This window comes from Streptomyces sp. NPDC048659, from assembly GCF_040650575.1.
Lineage (GTDB): Bacteria > Actinomycetota > Actinomycetes > Streptomycetales > Streptomycetaceae > Streptomyces.
Genome location: NZ_JBEZHM010000001.1, coordinates 143,557 through 157,773, shown reverse-complemented (window position 1 = coordinate 157,773; position 14,217 = coordinate 143,557). Strand labels below are relative to the sequence as shown.

16 protein-coding genes and 1 pseudogene are annotated in these 14,217 nt (G+C 72.4%); 10 read left to right on the top strand and 7 right to left on the bottom strand.

Annotated elements, in window-relative coordinates; all coding sequences use genetic code 11:
- Window positions 1-63 precede the first annotated feature (63 nt).
- Complete coding sequence (locus AB0C99_RS00790; protein WP_362467800.1) at window positions 64-1,617, top strand: MFS transporter; 1,554 nt, start codon at window positions 64-66, stop codon at window positions 1,615-1,617.
- Between the two features lie 35 nt (window positions 1,618-1,652).
- Window positions 1,653-2,429 carry a TetR/AcrR family transcriptional regulator C-terminal domain-containing protein gene (locus tag AB0C99_RS00785; RefSeq protein WP_362467798.1) on the top strand — a complete coding sequence of 259 codons (777 nt, stop codon included), beginning with the start codon at window positions 1,653-1,655 and terminating at the stop codon, window positions 2,427-2,429.
- 151 nt (window positions 2,430-2,580) lie between these two features.
- Here AB0C99_RS00785 and AB0C99_RS00780 read toward each other — a convergent pair whose 3' ends face one another.
- Window positions 2,581-4,212, bottom strand: coding sequence for an MDR family MFS transporter (locus AB0C99_RS00780; protein WP_362467796.1), 1,632 nt, complete (start codon window positions 4,210-4,212; stop codon window positions 2,581-2,583).
- 167 nt (window positions 4,213-4,379) lie between these two features.
- The gene (locus tag AB0C99_RS00775; protein ID WP_362467794.1) at window positions 4,380-4,826 is read right to left on the bottom strand and encodes a MarR family transcriptional regulator; all 447 of its coding nucleotides are present in this window, start codon (window positions 4,824-4,826) and stop codon (window positions 4,380-4,382) included.
- A gap of 312 nt (window positions 4,827-5,138) precedes the next feature.
- On the opposite strand from AB0C99_RS00775, the gene AB0C99_RS00770 reads away from it, so the two are divergent.
- The 4 genes from AB0C99_RS00770 (at window position 5,139) to AB0C99_RS00755 (ending at window position 8,074) form a co-directional block, all read left to right on the top strand.
- Window positions 5,139-5,390: a hypothetical protein gene (locus AB0C99_RS00770; protein WP_362467792.1), complete on the top strand. Its 252-nt coding sequence runs from the start codon at window positions 5,139-5,141 to the stop codon at window positions 5,388-5,390.
- Between the two features lie 196 nt (window positions 5,391-5,586).
- Complete coding sequence (locus AB0C99_RS00765) at window positions 5,587-6,666, top strand: pyridoxal-phosphate dependent enzyme (protein ID WP_362467790.1); 1,080 nt, start codon at window positions 5,587-5,589, stop codon at window positions 6,664-6,666.
- Window positions 6,667-7,173: 507 nt separating this feature from the next.
- Window positions 7,174-7,521, top strand: a complete 348-nt coding sequence (locus AB0C99_RS00760) for a hypothetical protein (protein WP_362467788.1) — start codon at window positions 7,174-7,176, stop codon at window positions 7,519-7,521.
- Window positions 7,522-7,732: 211 nt separating this feature from the next.
- Entirely contained in the window at window positions 7,733-8,074 is a 342-nt protein-coding gene (locus AB0C99_RS00755) for a DoxX family protein (RefSeq protein ID WP_362467786.1), read from the top strand.
- A 4-nt stretch (window positions 8,075-8,078) separates the two neighbouring features.
- On the opposite strand, the pseudogene AB0C99_RS00750 reads toward AB0C99_RS00755, so the two are convergent.
- Together AB0C99_RS00750 and AB0C99_RS00745 are read right to left on the bottom strand one after the other, a co-directional pair.
- Window positions 8,079-8,180, bottom strand: a pseudogene (locus AB0C99_RS00750) (DUF397 domain-containing protein); the annotation flags it as partial.
- Complete coding sequence (locus AB0C99_RS00745; protein ID WP_362467784.1) at window positions 8,152-9,099, bottom strand: helix-turn-helix transcriptional regulator; 948 nt, start codon at window positions 9,097-9,099, stop codon at window positions 8,152-8,154. The gene AB0C99_RS00745 and the pseudogene AB0C99_RS00750, both read right to left, overlap by 29 nt.
- Window positions 9,100-9,228: 129 nt before the next feature.
- Here AB0C99_RS00745 and AB0C99_RS00740 point away from each other — a divergent pair, with 129 nt between their 5' ends.
- The 4 genes from AB0C99_RS00740 to AB0C99_RS00725 all read left to right on the top strand — a co-directional run bounded on the left by AB0C99_RS00740 (window position 9,229) and on the right by AB0C99_RS00725 (window position 11,323).
- Window positions 9,229-9,600, top strand: coding sequence for a hypothetical protein (locus tag AB0C99_RS00740; RefSeq protein ID WP_362467783.1), 372 nt, complete (start codon window positions 9,229-9,231; stop codon window positions 9,598-9,600).
- Between the two features lie 31 nt (window positions 9,601-9,631).
- A complete protein-coding gene (locus AB0C99_RS00735; RefSeq protein ID WP_362467781.1) occupies window positions 9,632-9,853 on the top strand; it encodes a hypothetical protein in 222 nt (73 codons plus the stop codon).
- A 70-nt stretch (window positions 9,854-9,923) separates the two neighbouring features.
- Window positions 9,924-10,487, top strand: coding sequence for a WHG domain-containing protein (locus AB0C99_RS00730; protein WP_362467779.1), 564 nt, complete (start codon window positions 9,924-9,926; stop codon window positions 10,485-10,487).
- On the top strand, window positions 10,484-11,323 hold the full coding sequence (locus AB0C99_RS00725) for an alpha/beta hydrolase (RefSeq protein ID WP_362467777.1): 840 nt from the start codon (window positions 10,484-10,486) through the stop codon (window positions 11,321-11,323). The genes AB0C99_RS00730 and AB0C99_RS00725 overlap by 4 nt, the downstream gene beginning before the upstream one ends.
- Here AB0C99_RS00725 and AB0C99_RS00720 read toward each other — a convergent pair.
- The 3 genes from AB0C99_RS00720 to AB0C99_RS00710 all read right to left on the bottom strand — a co-directional run bounded on the left by AB0C99_RS00720 (window position 11,304) and on the right by AB0C99_RS00710 (window position 14,181).
- The gene (locus AB0C99_RS00720) at window positions 11,304-12,071 is read right to left on the bottom strand and encodes a hypothetical protein (RefSeq protein WP_362467775.1); all 768 of its coding nucleotides are present in this window, start codon (window positions 12,069-12,071) and stop codon (window positions 11,304-11,306) included. The genes AB0C99_RS00725 and AB0C99_RS00720 overlap by 20 nt on opposite strands.
- A 39-nt stretch (window positions 12,072-12,110) precedes the next feature.
- On the bottom strand, window positions 12,111-13,097 hold the full coding sequence (locus tag AB0C99_RS00715; protein WP_362467773.1) for an RNA polymerase sigma factor SigF: 987 nt from the start codon (window positions 13,095-13,097) through the stop codon (window positions 12,111-12,113).
- Between the two features lie 235 nt (window positions 13,098-13,332).
- Window positions 13,333-14,181, bottom strand: coding sequence for an RNA polymerase sigma factor SigF (locus tag AB0C99_RS00710; protein WP_362467771.1), 849 nt, complete (start codon window positions 14,179-14,181; stop codon window positions 13,333-13,335).
- Window positions 14,182-14,217 lie beyond the last annotated feature (36 nt).

Sequence of the window (14,217 nt, the reverse complement as noted above, 5' to 3'; positions counted from 1 at the left end):
GCGTAAGAGGGTTCCTATACGGTGTACGAGACCTAGTCTTGTACACCGTATAGGAGTGCTGCCATGACGGCGCCGAACGCCAAGGCCACCACCGGGGCCACCGGGGCCACCGGGGGCGGCCACCCACAGCGCTGGCTGATCCTCGGCGTCATCTGCCTCGCCCAGCTCACCGTGCTGCTCGACAACACCGTCCTCAGCGTCGCCATCCCCTCGCTGACCTCCGAACTGCACGCCACCACGAGCGACATCCAGTGGATGATCAACGCCTATTCGCTGGTCCAGTCCGGCCTGCTGCTCTCCGCGGGCAACGCCGCCGACCGCTACGGCCGCAAGAAGCTGCTCGCGGCCGGCCTCGTGCTCTTCGGCCTCGGCTCGCTCGCGGCGGGCCTCGCCGACTCCACCGCGCAGCTGATCGCCGCCCGCGCGGGCATGGGCGTCGGCGGCGCGCTCCTGATGACCACGACGCTCGCCGTCGTCATGCAGATCTTCGACGACTCGGAGCGGGTCAAGGCCATCGCGCTCTGGTCGACCGTCGCCTCGCTCGGCTTCGCCGGCGGGCCGCTGATCGGCGGGGTGATCCTGAACCACTTCTGGTGGGGAATGATCTTCCTGATCAACATCCCGGTCGCCGTCCTCGCCCTCGTCGCCGTCCTCAAGCTGGTCCCCGAGTCGAAGAACCCGCAGGGCGACCGCCCCGACCTGCTCGGCGCGCTGCTCTCCACCATCGGCATGACCGCCGTCGTGTACGCGATCATCAGCGGCCCCGAGCACGGCTGGACCTCCGGCCAGGTGCTGGTCCCGGCGGCCGTCGGCCTGCTCGGCCTCGGCGCGTTCGCGCTGTGGGAGCTGCACACCCCGTATCCGATGCTGGACATGCACTTCTTCCGCAACCAGAAGTTCGTCGGCGCCGTCGGCGGCTCGATCCTGGTCGTCTTCGGCATGGGCGGCTCGCTCTTCCTGCTCACCCAGCACCTGCAGTTCGTCCTCGGCTACGAGCCCCTCGAAGCGGGCCTGCGGATGGCGCCGCTCGCCCTGACGATCGTCGGCCTCAACCTGACCGGCATAGGCCCGAAGATCGTCATGAAGCTGGGCACCCCGCTCACCGTCACCCTCGGCATGACCCTGGTCGCCGCCGGCCTCACCTCGATCTCCCTGCTCGGCGGCGGCACCGACGGCAGCTACTGGGGGATGCTCCTCGGCCTGGTCCTGATGGGCGCCGGCATCGCCGGCTCCTCCCCGGCGATGGCCAACGCGCTGATGAGCGCGATCCCGCCGGAGAAGGCGGGTGTGGGCGCCGGGATCAACGGCACGCTCGCCGAGTTCGGCAACGGGCTGGGTGTCGCCGTCCTCGGCGCCGTGCTCAACGCCCGCTTCGCCGCGCTGGTCGCCGTCACCGCGACCTCGCTCCCCGCCGCCCTGGCCGCGGCGGGCGGCGAGGCCGAGCGGCGGCAGATCTCCGCCGCCTTCGCCTCCGGGCTCCAGACCAGCCAGCTCGTCGGCGCGATCGCCGTCTTCGCCGGCGGCCTGGTCGCCGCGGCCCTGCTCCGGCGGGCCGAACGGGCGGAGCGGGGCCGGCGGGGCGAGCAGGGGTCCGAGAAGCTGGAAGTCGCTGCATAGCATGGGCGCGGAAGGCTGATCGGACGGAGGACGCGATGGTCAAGGCGGCTGACAGGGCCAAGAACCCGGCGCGTTCCAGCGTCTGGCTGGAGAACCGGGCCGCCCGCAGCGGCGGCGGCCCGGCGGGGCTCGACCGGGAGCGGATCGTGACCACCGCGATCCGGATGCTCGACGAGGAGGGCCTCGCCAAGCTGTCGATGCGCAGGCTGGCGACCGAGCTCAACGTCACCGCGATGTCCCTGTACTGGTACGTGGACACCAAGGACGACATCATCGAGTTCGCGCTCGACGCCGCCCACGGGGGCATCGACCTGGACGCCGTCGAGGAGGCCACGAGCTGGCAGGACCGGCTGCGGCTGATGGCGCACGACTACCGCCGGATGCTGGTGGCCCACCCGTGGGTCTCGTCCATCTCGGGCACGTACCTCAACGTCGGCCCGCAGGCCGTGGCCGTCGCCAAGGGCATCTACCAGGTGATCCGCTCGACCGGGCTGCCCGCGCAGGGCCAGCCGGGGGCGACCTCGGCGGTCTTCCAGTTCGTGTACGGATTCGGCACGGTCGAGGGCCACTTCGAGCGGCGGGCCGTCGAGACCGGCATGTCGCAGCAGGAGTACTACCAGGAGGCGGTGGACGCCTTCGTGGCGGACCCGAGGTTCGCCGAAGACCTGGAGCTCATGCGGCCCACCATCGAGGAGCGGGTCAGCCGCTCGCCGGAGTCGCTGTGGGACCGGGACTTCGACTACGCGCTGGACGTGCTGATCGCGGGCATCGAGGTGATGGTCGCCCGGGGCGAGGCCGAGGGCGATGGCTAGGACTGGGGTGACGGCGAGGGCTAGGACTTAGGGCTAGGACCAGGCCGCCGGTGCGCCGTAGCCGGATATGACGGAGCGGCGGGCCGTCCCCTGCCCGCCGCTCCGTACCGGACCCGGTCGCGCCTCCGCTCGAAGCGCGCCCGGGAGCTTTTTACTTGGCGTCCGCCGTGGCGGTCGCCGTGGTGCTGTCGGTCGTGCTGTCCGCCGTGGCGGTCTCCGCCTTCACGGTGTTGCTCTTCAGCGCGACCTCCTTGATGAACAGCGTCACGATGAACGCCAGGAAGGCGAAGGGCGCCGAGTAGAGGAAGACGTCGCCGACGCCGTGGCCGTACGCGCTCTCCATGACCGTACGGATCGGGGCGGGCAGCTTGTCCATGTCGGGGATGCCGCCGCCGCCCTGGCCCATGGCCGCCGCGGCCTTCGGGCCGAGCTCGGCGAGACCGTCCTTGACGTAGTCGGTGACCCGGTGGGCCATGACCGCGCCGAGCGCCGAGACACCGATCGCACCGCCCAGGGAGCGGAAGAAGGTGACGACGGAGGAGGCGGCGCCGAGGTCGGAGGGGGCGACCTGGTTCTGCGTGCAGAGGACCAGGTTCTGCATCATCATGCCGAGGCCGAGGCCGAGGACCGCCATGAAGATCGCGATGTGCCAGTACTCCGTGTCGTACCGGATGGTGCCGAGCAGACCGAGGCCGCCGGCCGCGAGGGCGCCGCCGCTGACCAGCCACGCCTTCCAACGGCCGGTCTTGGTGATGACCATGCCGGAGACGGTCGACGAGACGAACAGGCCGCCGATCATCGGGATGGTGAGGACGCCGGACATCGTCGGCGACTCGTTGCGGGCCAGCTGGAAGTACTGGCTGAAGAAGACCGTGCCGGCGAACATCGCGACACCGACGAAGAGCGAGGCCAGCGAAGCGAGCGTGATCGTGCGGTTGCGGAAGAGGCGCAGCGGGATGATCGGCTCGGATGCGCGGGACTCGACGAACAGGAACACCGCGCCGAGCAGGACCGAGCCGCCGACCATGGCGGCGGACTGCCAGGACATCCAGTCGTACTTGTCGCCCGCGAAGGTGACCCAGATCAGCAGCAGCGAGACGGCGGCGCTGATGAAGAAGGCGCCCGCCCAGTCGACCTTGACCTCGCGCTTGACCACGGGGAGCTTCAGGGTCTTCTGCAGCACGAGCAGCGCGATGAGCGCGAAGGGCACGCCGACGTAGAAGCACCAGCGCCAGCCGAGCCAGTCGGTGTCGGTGATGACGCCGCCGAGCAGCGGGCCGCCGACGGTGGCGACGGCGAAGGTCGCGCCGAGGTAGCCGCTGTACCGGCCGCGCTCACGCGGGGCGATCATGGCGGCGAGGATGATCTGGGAGAGGGCGGTCAGACCGCCGACGCCGATGCCCTGGACCACGCGGCAGGCGATCAGCATCCCGGTGTTCTGCGAGAGTCCGGCGACGACCGAGCCCGTGACGTAGATGATCAGGGCTATCTGGACCAGCAGCTTCTTGGAGAAGAGGTCGGCCAGCTTGCCCCAGAGCGGGGTGGTCGCCGTCATCGACAGGAGCGCGGCGGTGACGACCCAGGTGTAGGCGGACTGGCCGCCGCCGAGGTCGGTGATGATCTGGGGGAGGGCGTTCGAGACGATCGTCGAGGACAGGATGGCGACGAACATGCCGAGCAGCAGCCCGGAGAGCGCCTCCATGATCTGCCGGTGCGTCATCGGGGCACCGGAGGTGTCGGTCCGGCCTTCCCGTACACCCGTGGCAGGTGCGGTGGTAGCCATGAGGTTCCTTTTCGAGTACGTGGGTGTACGAGGGGTGCGCGGGTCACGCGGGGTGCGCGGGGCCGCGCCGCGCGCACGGCGGTGCGGCGGGTGGCGCCCGTACGCGAGAAGTCGGTGTGCGGCGGTGCCGGTGGGGCGGCGGGTGGTGCGGGTGGTGCGGGTGCCGGTCAGGCGTGCTGGGCCCGGCAGTCCCCGAAGGAGTCGCGCAGCCGGCCGAGCATCGTGGTGAGCAGTACGACGTCGTCGTCGGACCAGTCGGCGAGGTGTCGGGCGAAGGCGTCGGCGACCCGGCGGTCGAGCTCGCCGAGCATCGCGTAGCCCTCGGGGGTGAGGTGCAGGATCCTGGAGCGCTTGTCGTCCGGGTCGGGCAGGCGCTCGATCCAGCCGTGTTCCACGGTGTGTGCCACGTGCCGGCTGCACACGGACATGTCGACGGCCATGAGTTCGGCCAGCCGGCTCATCCGCATGTCGCCGTGGTGCTTGACGAGGGCGAGCACGGCTGCCGCGCCGCCCTGGCAGTGGGCGGGCAGTACCCGGGCCACGCCGCGCTTGACGGCACCGATGGCGCTCACCGCCCTGGCGAGCTCCTCGTACCGGCTGAGCGTCGTCTCCATCGAGCTCCCCTGACATCTTGTTGCTTAGGGCAACCATAGAGATCGATGGTTGCTCCAGGCAAACTAAATCGGTCAAAGCGCGCTAAAGAATCGGCAAAGCGGGGGCTGGGGCGGGGCTGGGGTGGGGTTCCTGGGGTGGGAGTGGTCCGGGGGCGGTGTGGGGTCGGTCCGGGGGCGGTCTCGGGTCGGCCCCCGGAGCGGCGTGGGGTCGGTCCGGGATCGGTCCGGGAGCGGTCCCGGAGAAGCCCGGGAGCGGCCTTGGAGGAGGGCGGGGCTTGGGCCGGGAAGCCCCCTTTCGCTAGGGTCCGAGCCATGGCACACAACCCCCAAGCACCGTACGGCCAGGGCGGCCAGGGCCCCGAGGGCTCCTACGACCCCGCCGGCAGCACCCAGATGTTCCGCGCCTTCGTCGACGAGGGCACCACCACCCCCCAGCAGGGCGGACAGCAGCAGCAGTACCAGTCCGCGACCACCCACTCCTCCGGCCCGCGCGTCGGCGTGATCGTCGGCGTCATCGTGGCGATCGCCGTCCTGGCGGGCGTCGCCTGGCTGGCCCTGGGCTGACCGGACCGCGCGCACGACCCGACCCGGAAGAGGGCGGTCGCGACGGGAGCCCTGAGGGGACTTCCGCCGCGACCGCCTTCTTTATGTGCCCTCTTTATCCGCTCCGGGGGCTGCTCTGGGTTCGTTTTCGGTCCGCTCCTCCGGATCCGTTCCCGCCCCCTCCCGTAGGGCCGCGCGCGCCCCTACGGTGACCCGCATGGATCGCAGCCCCCTGCTCCACCGGCACTGGCCCGCGCTCGCCGGCACCCTGCCGTACCTGCCGCTGGGCACCGGCCCGACCCCCGTACGCCGGCTGACCGGCCCCGGCACCGGCCCCGGGCCGCGCGTCCCGCTCTGGGTGAAGGACGAGAGCGGTTACGGGAACGGCGGCTGGGGCGGCAACAAGGTCCGCAAACTGGAATGGCTGCTGCCGGAGGCTCGGCGGGGCAGCGGCCCGCGCACCCTCCTCAGCGTCGGCGGCCTGGGCACCAACTGGGGCCTGGCCGCCGCGCTCTACGCCCGCGAGCAGGGCGTCGACGTGGCCCTGGCGCTCGTCGACCAGCCCCGCGACGCGCACGTGGAGGCCCAGCTCGACCGGCTCCGCGCCTCCGGCGCCACCCTGCACTTCCCGGGCACCAAGAACCGCCTGCTGCTCGCGCTGCCGTGGCTGCTGGCCCGGCACACCCGGGGCCGCCGCCCGCCGTACGTGCTTCCGGCGGGCGGCTCGTCGCCGCTGGGGACGCTCGGGTACGTCGAGTGCGCGCTGGAGCTGGCCGGGCAGGTGGCGGACGGGACGCTGCCCGAACCCGGCTGGATCGTGACGGCGGTCGGCTCGGGCGGCACGGCCGCCGGACTCGCCCTGGGACTGCGGCTGGCCGGGCTGCGCACCCGGGTGCTGGCGGTCGTCGTGAACGACACGCTGCGGCTGGACGCGCCCCGGCTCACGGCGCTGGCGGGGCGGGCGGAGCGCCTGCTGCGGGGGCGCGGGGCGGCGCTGCCGGCGGTACGGCTCGGGCCACGGGACATCGTGACGGAGTACGGGTGGCTGGGCGCGGGCTACGGCCACCCGACCGAGCCGGGAGCGCGGGCGCTGCGCTGGGCGGGGGCGGGGGCGGGTACGGGCACCACGGGCCCCGCTAGTTCGGGCACGGGGCTGGAACTGGAGCCGGTCTACACGGCGAAGGCGCTGGCGGCGCTGCTGTCCCTGGAGGAGTCGGGCCGCTTCGAGGGCGCGGGGCCGGTTGTCTTCCTCAACACGTACGGGCCGAGGCCGGGGAGGGACGGGCTCCAGGGGTGACGGGCCGAGGAAGGACGGGCCCCAGGGGCGACGGTCCGAGGAGGGACGGGCCGAGGCCCGGGCCCGGTAAGGACAGGCCCCAGGAGTGACCGCCCAGGCGGGCCCCTGGTGCGGCCGCCCTCTTTCCGAGTGTGGGCCCCCTCCGGCGCCGCCTCAAGGGCGCTCCCTCCGGTCGCGTCGCTGCGCGATGGCCTCCGGCCACCCTTGACCCGGCACCTCCGGGGGCCCTGTTCCACTCGGAGGGCGGCCGGGGGCGCGGCCACGCGGGGGGCCGGGCATCGGCGGGCGTGGGCGGGCGGCGCGCGGGCCGGTGGGGTGGGGCTGGGTTCGTGGCCGGGTCAGGCGGGCGTCCGCCCGGCACGTTCCGATGCGCGGGAGTGGAATGGGGCGGCGGGGCGGGCTCGGCGGGTGCCGGACGGTGGGTGGCCGGGCTTCCCGCCCCGCTGGTCGCTCTCCGGCGGTGGGGGGAGGCATGGGGGAACGAGGGTCGCTGACTAGGCTCGGGCCATGTCGAAGACAAGCCGATCCCTGGTCCGGGGTTTCTGGGCCCTCGACCGGTTCCTGGGCGGCAATCGGCCGCCCACGAGCGTCCAGCGTTTCGTCGCCCGGCACCCCTTGGTCCCGGCGGCGGGGATCGGGCTGGCGTTCCTGGCGCTGGTCGCCGCGGCCCCGGGGACGCAGGGCGTGGACGTCCAAGTCGGCCTGACCTTCGGGGCCTTCCTCGGCCTGACGTACTACGTGACGGCGAAGGCGGAGGCCGCCCGCCAGCGTCGCCTGGTCCGCGAGGGGCTGTGGAAGCCGACCGGCCCGAGACGGCATGGACGACGTTCCGGCCGCCTCGACGACGTTTCGTGACGCCGAGCCGAGCCGACCGCCTCCCTCGTCACACGAGCCTCGTCCCGCCCCAATTCGGCCCGCGATCCGCGAGTTTGTATCGCTCCCCCACCGAAGAGTGCCCAGCGGGTCGAAAAAAGTTCGGCGCGCTCGTCACACCTACGTCGGCGGCGGTGTCAGAGGGACAGAGCGAGCGAGAAGCGCCCGCCTCAGCCCCTCCGAGGAGCACCCGATGTCCACCACCGCCATCGTCGTCACCGCCGTCGCCGCCTTCATGGCCGGGTTCTCGGGCGCCTCGATCTTCCTCAGGGCGAAGTTCACCGTCGAGCCGCTCGCCGAGTACGGCGTCCCCCGCGCCTGGTGGAACTGGCTGGGCGCCGCCAAGGCCGCCGGCGCGGTGGGCCTGCTCGTCGGCTACGCGATCCCCTGGATAGGGATCGCCGCCGCGATCGGCCTGGTCCTCTACTTCCTGGGCGCGGTGATCACGGTCCTCCGCGCCAAGGCGTACGGGCACGTGGCCTTCCCGCTCGTCTACATGGCCCCGGCGGTGGCCGTCCTGGCCCTGGCGGCGTGACCCGTCAGAGACTCCGCACGAACGAGTCCCACACACCCCGCCCGAAGACGACAGCAGGGCCCTCGGGGGCCTTGCTGTCACGCACGGGGACGAGGCCGGGGAATCCGGGGGCGACTTCGAGGCAGTTGCCGCCGTCGTTCCCGCTGTAGCTGCTCTTGATCCAGGTCGACGCGTCGAGTTCGTGCCTCTGCATGGTGCTCGTACCCTTCCATCGCCTCACTGATCAGAGCGGCGGATTCCGTCGCTGACAGAGTGTCCGCCCGGAGCACATCATAGGTCTGGCTATGCCGGGCGAAGACGGCTGGATCATCGATGAAATGGCCCTGTCCCAGCGACTCCGAGTAGATCCACTCCTTGCCTTTCGGCAACCGGATCAGCGACATCGAAGTGCTCGGGGGGACTAGCTCGGACCGGTTGGCCGGGGCTACCTGAATCACGATGTTCGGTCTGCGGCCCACTTCCAGCAGGTGTGCGCACTGGTCACGCATCACGGCGGCGTCACCCACCACATTCCGTACGCAACTCTCGTCGAGGACGGCGATGTACAGAGGGCCGCCCGCTGCCAGGAAGCGTTGCTGGCGGCTCAGGCGAGCCCGGACCCTTCGCTCGGCCTCGTCCGGTTCGGCGATCTGGGAGAGCAGGGCATAGGCGTAGTCCGGAGCCTGGAGCAGACCTGGGACCACCTGCACCTGGTACTCCCGCAGCGCTACTGCCTCCGCGTCCATCTCGGCCCGCCGCTCGAACCAGTCCGGATGCTGAACCTCTGGGTACCAGTCGATCCGGCCCCACAGGCGAAGCAACACCCCGCCCGTACCCAGCACCTCGTCGCACGCCCTCGCGAACGCGTCCGTCGGGACCCGCTTCGCCGCCTCCACCCTCGCCACCTGGGAGCGGTCGCAGTGGACCAGGGCCGCCAGGGCCGCCTGGGTCAGGCCCGCTGACTCCCGGTAGTGGCGCAGGAGTTCGCCGAAGACCTCCGCCGTCGTGGCGGCGGGCTCCGGCCCCGCGAGCTGCTTTCTCGTCACAGTGAACCCCCTCGTGACAGCGCTCCTTGGCACGCCGCAGGCGTTGTGGCCGCCTCTCCCATTGAGCAACGCTTGACGCACGGAGAGTAGTCGCCCGATCGGGTGAGTGTGAGGCGTGAGGAGCGTGTGATGGCAGGGCACGAGGAGTGCGGCGCGTACCTGTACGACCCGGCGGCGCGGAAGGTCGGGGAGTACCGGGGGCAGGCCGGGCCGTACGCCATGCTGCGGCCCCTCGGGGGCGGGCGCGAGTGGGAGGCGGATCCGGAGCGGGTGCGGCCGGCGACGCCGGAGGAGCGGCTGAGCGCCGGGGTGCGCGCCGCCAACGCGCGGGGGAGCGGCGCGTACGGGCTGAGCCGCCCGCCCGTACCCGTCCCGGACTGCGACGAGTGCGGCGACCTCGCGCGCTGCCGGTCGGAGGCGCGGGCCCGGTACGACCGGAGTGCCGAGAGCGACGCGAACGTCCTGCTGCGGCGGCACCTCCAGGTGGGTCATTCCGAGTGACGGGCCGGTCGCGTGGGTCGTTGGCCCGGCCGTGAACATCAAGAAGCGGGCCGTCACGGCCCTCCTCCTCGCCCTCGCCGCCGCCTCCCTCGCGGCGCCCGCCCACGCCGACGACGACCACCGTGACTTCGGCGGCGGCAGCGGCCACGCCACCGTCGGCGACTGCCTGGAAGGGCTGGTGGACATGCCGTTCCTCGGCGAGGCGCCGGGCAACTACCAGCGGAACTGCTCCAGCGGGAACACCGGCGCCTGAGAAATCCCCGGCTCCGCCCAACCTAGGGGTGCTAGGTTCTAGCCTAGATCCCCTAGGAAGGAGCCCGCGCATGGTCCGCGCCGGCGTCACCGTCGACCGTCTCGTCCAGGCCGCGGCCGAGCTCGCCGACTCGGACGGCCTCGACAAGGTCACCGTCTCCGCCCTCGCCCGCCGCTTCGGCGTCAAGGACGCGAGCCTCTACTCGCACATCAGGAACCTCCGCGAACTCCGCGTCCGCCTCGCCCTCCACGCCTCCGCCGAGATGAACGAGGCCATCGGCGCCGCCGTCGCCGGGCGCTCCGGCAAGGACGCCCTCGTCGCCTTCGCCGACGCGTACCGCGGCTACGCCCTCGCCCACCCCGGCCGCTACGCCGCCACCCAGCAGCGCATCGAGCCCGAGGAGATCACCGACCCCGCCGTCGTGCTGCGCAGCGTCGAGCTCACCCAGGGGATGCTCCGCGGCTACGGGCTCGCCGAACCCGAACTCACCGACGCCGGGCGCCTGCTGCGCGCCGCCTTCCACGGCTACATCCACATCGAGCTGAGCGGCGGCTTCCACGCCGCCCGGCCCGTCGACGACTCCTGGGCGCGCTCCCTCGACGCCCTCCACCGCCTCCTGGAGAACTGGTCATGAACCCCGCCGCCCACGTCCTGCGCGTCCCCGGCGCCACCCTCCGCTACGAGACCCGCGGCAGCGGCCCCGTCCTGCTCCTCATACCCGGCGGGGCCGGTGACGCCGGGCTCTACGAGGGGATGGCGGACCCGCTGGCCGCCGCCGGGCACACCGTCGTCTCCTACGACCAGCGCGGCCTCTCCCGCAGCCCGCTCGACGGGCCGCCCGCCGACCAGCGGGTCGAGGAGTGGGCCGAGGACGCCCGCGCCGTCCTCGACGCGGTCGTTCCGGAGGGCGACACCGCGTACGTCTTCGGCAGCAGCTCCGGCGCGATCGTCGCCCTCGCCCTGCTCGCCGCCCACCCGGGCCGGCTGCGCCGCGTCGTCGCCCACGAGCCGCCCCTGGTGGAACTGCTCGCCGACCCCGGCCCGTACCGCGCCCACTTCGCCGAGGTGCGCGCCCTGCACCGTACGCGCGGGCTCGGCGCGGCCATGGCCCGGTTCGCCGAGACACCCGACGGGCGGCGGCCCGAGGGCGCGGGCGGGCACCGCGAACTGCCCGCCTCCGTACGCCCCATGGCCTCCCGCATGGCCGCCAACATGCCCGTCTTCCTGGAGCACGTCCTGTGCCCCTTCTCCTCCTCGGCCCCCGACCTCGACGGGCTGCGCGCCGCCGCCGGGAAGCTGGTCCTGGGCGTCGGGCGGGTGTCGGACGGTCAGGAGGCGCTGGTCGGGCCCGCGCGCCGGATCGCGGAGCTGACGGGCGCGGCCACGGCCGCCTTCCCCGGCGGGCACCTCGGGTGTGTGGAGCACCCGGAGGAGTTCGCCGGGGCGCTGCTCACCGCCATGAGGCCGTGACGCTCCTCGTGTCGACCCGCATCCCCAGCGGCACCCGCCAGGACTCCACGCACACCGTGTAGGTCTGGGTACGGGCCGCTCCGGGGCCGATCGGCGCGGGCAGCGGCTGGCTGGAGCGGACCGTGGCCCAGTCCACGCCGAGCGCGCCGATGATGTGCGTCGCGAACGCCACCGTGCCCGAACGGGTCGCCGTGCCACCGGTGTTGCGGATGGTGACGGTCACGCTCTCGCACCAGCGGCGGTCCGTGTCCGCGAGCGTGGGCGCGGAGAGGGTGAGCGCGGCGGGGGCGGGCGGGGGAGTCGTACCGGGGGGAGTCGTACTGGGTGGAGGTGTGGTGCCCGGGGGGTTCACGGGGGGTGTGGGCTTCGGCGTGGCCGCGGGGGCGGTCGTGGACGGTGTGCCCGTCGTGCCGCCGGTGCCGTTGGTGCCACCCGTGCCGCTCGTGCCGCTTGTGCCTGTGCCCGATCCGCCCGGAGTGCGGGTCCGCGGCGGCGGCGCCGTCGTCGTGCCCGGCGCGGCGGCGGAGGTTCCGGGGGAGGTTCCGGACGTGCCGGACGGGGAGCCGGGGTCCAGGGGGACCAGGGTGACCGTGCCGCTGGGCGGGACCGCGCCCTTGGGGGAGGAGCCGGCGCCGACCGCCGCGTACCCCTCGTCGTCCGTGCCCGATCCGCAGGCGGTGAGCGCTCCGCCGAGGCAGAGCGCGAGCACCACGAGTCCCGGCCGCTTCCTTCGCCACGCGCTGACCATGGACAGCAGTGTGGCTGACGAGCCGTCAGAAATGAAGCGTCAGTCGGCGATCAGGCCCTCGCGGAGCTGGGCCAGGGTGCGGGTGAGCAGCCGGGAGACGTGCATCTGGGAGATGCCGACCTCCTCGCCGATCTGCGACTGGGTCATGTTCGCGAAGAAGCGGAGCATGATGATCTGCCGCTCGCGGGGCGGGAGTTTGGCGAGCAGCGGCTTCAGCGACTCGCGGTACTCGACACCTTCCAGGGCGGTGTCCTCGTAGCCGAGGCGGTCCGCCAGGGAGCCCTCGCCGCCGTCGTCCTCGGGCGACGGGGAGTCGAGCGAGGAGGCGGTGTACGCGTTGCCCACGGCGAGGCCGTCGACGACGTCCTCCTCCGACACCCCGAGCACTGCGGCCAGTTCGGGCACGGTGGGGGAGCGGTCGAGCTTCTGCGCGAGCTCGTCGCTGGCCTTGGTGAGGGCGAGGCGGAGTTCCTGGAGACGGCGCGGGACGCGGACGGACCAGGAGGTGTCGCGGAAGAAGCGCTTGATCTCGCCGACGACGGTCGGCATCGCGAAGGTCGGGAACTCCACGCCGCGTTCGCAGTCGAAGCGGTCGATCGCCTTGATCAGGCCGATGGTGCCGACCTGGACGATGTCCTCCATCGGCTCGTTGCGCGAGCGGAAGCGGGCCGCCGCGTAGCGCACGAGGGGGAGGTTGAGCTCGATGAGGGTGTCGCGGACGTAGGTCCGCTCCGGGCTGTCCGCGGCGACGCCCTCGTCGTCCAAGGCGCGCAGGCGCAGGAAGAGGGAGCGCGAGAGGGTGCGGGTGTCGAGCGCCCCCGGCGTCACGGCCGGCGGGGGGAGGAGGGGCTCGTCGGTCCCGGCGGGCGCCGCGTCCGCGGCGGCCTGCGCCGTCGTCTGGACGGGCACGGCCGTCGCCGTGGCGGTGGACACCGGGCCGGCCGTCGGAGCGGCGGCGGGCGTCGGCACGGACGCGGGCATGGGCGTGAGCGTGAGCACCTTCGAGCTGCCCTGTTCTGCGGACATGCCACCCCCTTGAGGTCGCGGACGGTCGTGTCGGCCACGACCATCTGAGGAACGCAGCCTCCACCTGAATACCGGAGGCGGGGCCGCGGCAAACTCGGTTTCTGCAGAATGTCACATGTCGGCAACACGCTGTAGTGACTTGTCGACAAGTACAGGGTGAATATCCGCAGGAAACAAGGGGTGTGCGGCATTTGGGCCGCTGAAAAACTGCTCTGAAACGGTCTACCCGTCCCAGCTACGCTTCGATCCTGTTTGCGGATCTCAACCGGGCGAAGCTCCGGGCGAGGAGCCTTGACACGTGCATCTGCGAGACCCCGAGCTCCTGGCTGATCTGGGACTGGGTCAGGTTGCTGTAGTAGCGCAGCATCAGGATCCGCTGCTCGCGCTCGGGGAGCTGGACGAGCAGGTGCCGTACGAGGTCGCGGTGTTCCACCCCGGCCAGCGCCGGGTCCTCGTAGCCGAGCCGGTCGAGCAGCCCGGGGAGCCCGTCGCCCTCCTGGGCGGCCTCCAGGGAGGTCGCGTGGTACGAGCGGCCGGCCTCGATGCAGGCCAGCACCTCGTCCTCGCCGATCTTCAGCCGCTCGGCGATCTCGGCGGTGGTGGGGGAGCGCCCGTGGGCCGTGGTGAGGTCCTCCGTGGCCCCGTTGACCTGCACCCACAGCTCGTGGAGGCGGCGGGGGACGTGGACCGTGCGCACGTTGTCGCGGAAGTAGCGCTTGATCTCGCCGACGACGGTCGGCATCGCGAAGGTCGGGAACTGCACGCCCCGGTCGGGGTCGAAGCGGTCGATCGCGTTGATCAGGCCGATGGTGCCGACCTGGACGACGTCCTCCATCGGCTCGTTGCGGGAGCGGAAGCGGGCGGCGGCGTAGCGCACCAGCGGCAGGTTGGCCTCGATGAGGGCGCCGCGCACCCGGTGGTGCTCGGTGCTGCCCGGTTCCAGGTTCTTGAGCTGCCCGAACAGCACCTGGGTCAGGGCGCGGGTGTCGGCGCCCCGGGTGCTCTGGGGGCGGGGGCGCGGGGGCTCCGGGGCTGCCCCGGCCTCGTTCTGGGGCGGGACTTGAGGCGCTGTACTGGCCGGCACGTTCACGCCACCCCTTCATGTCAACTTCGATCGACT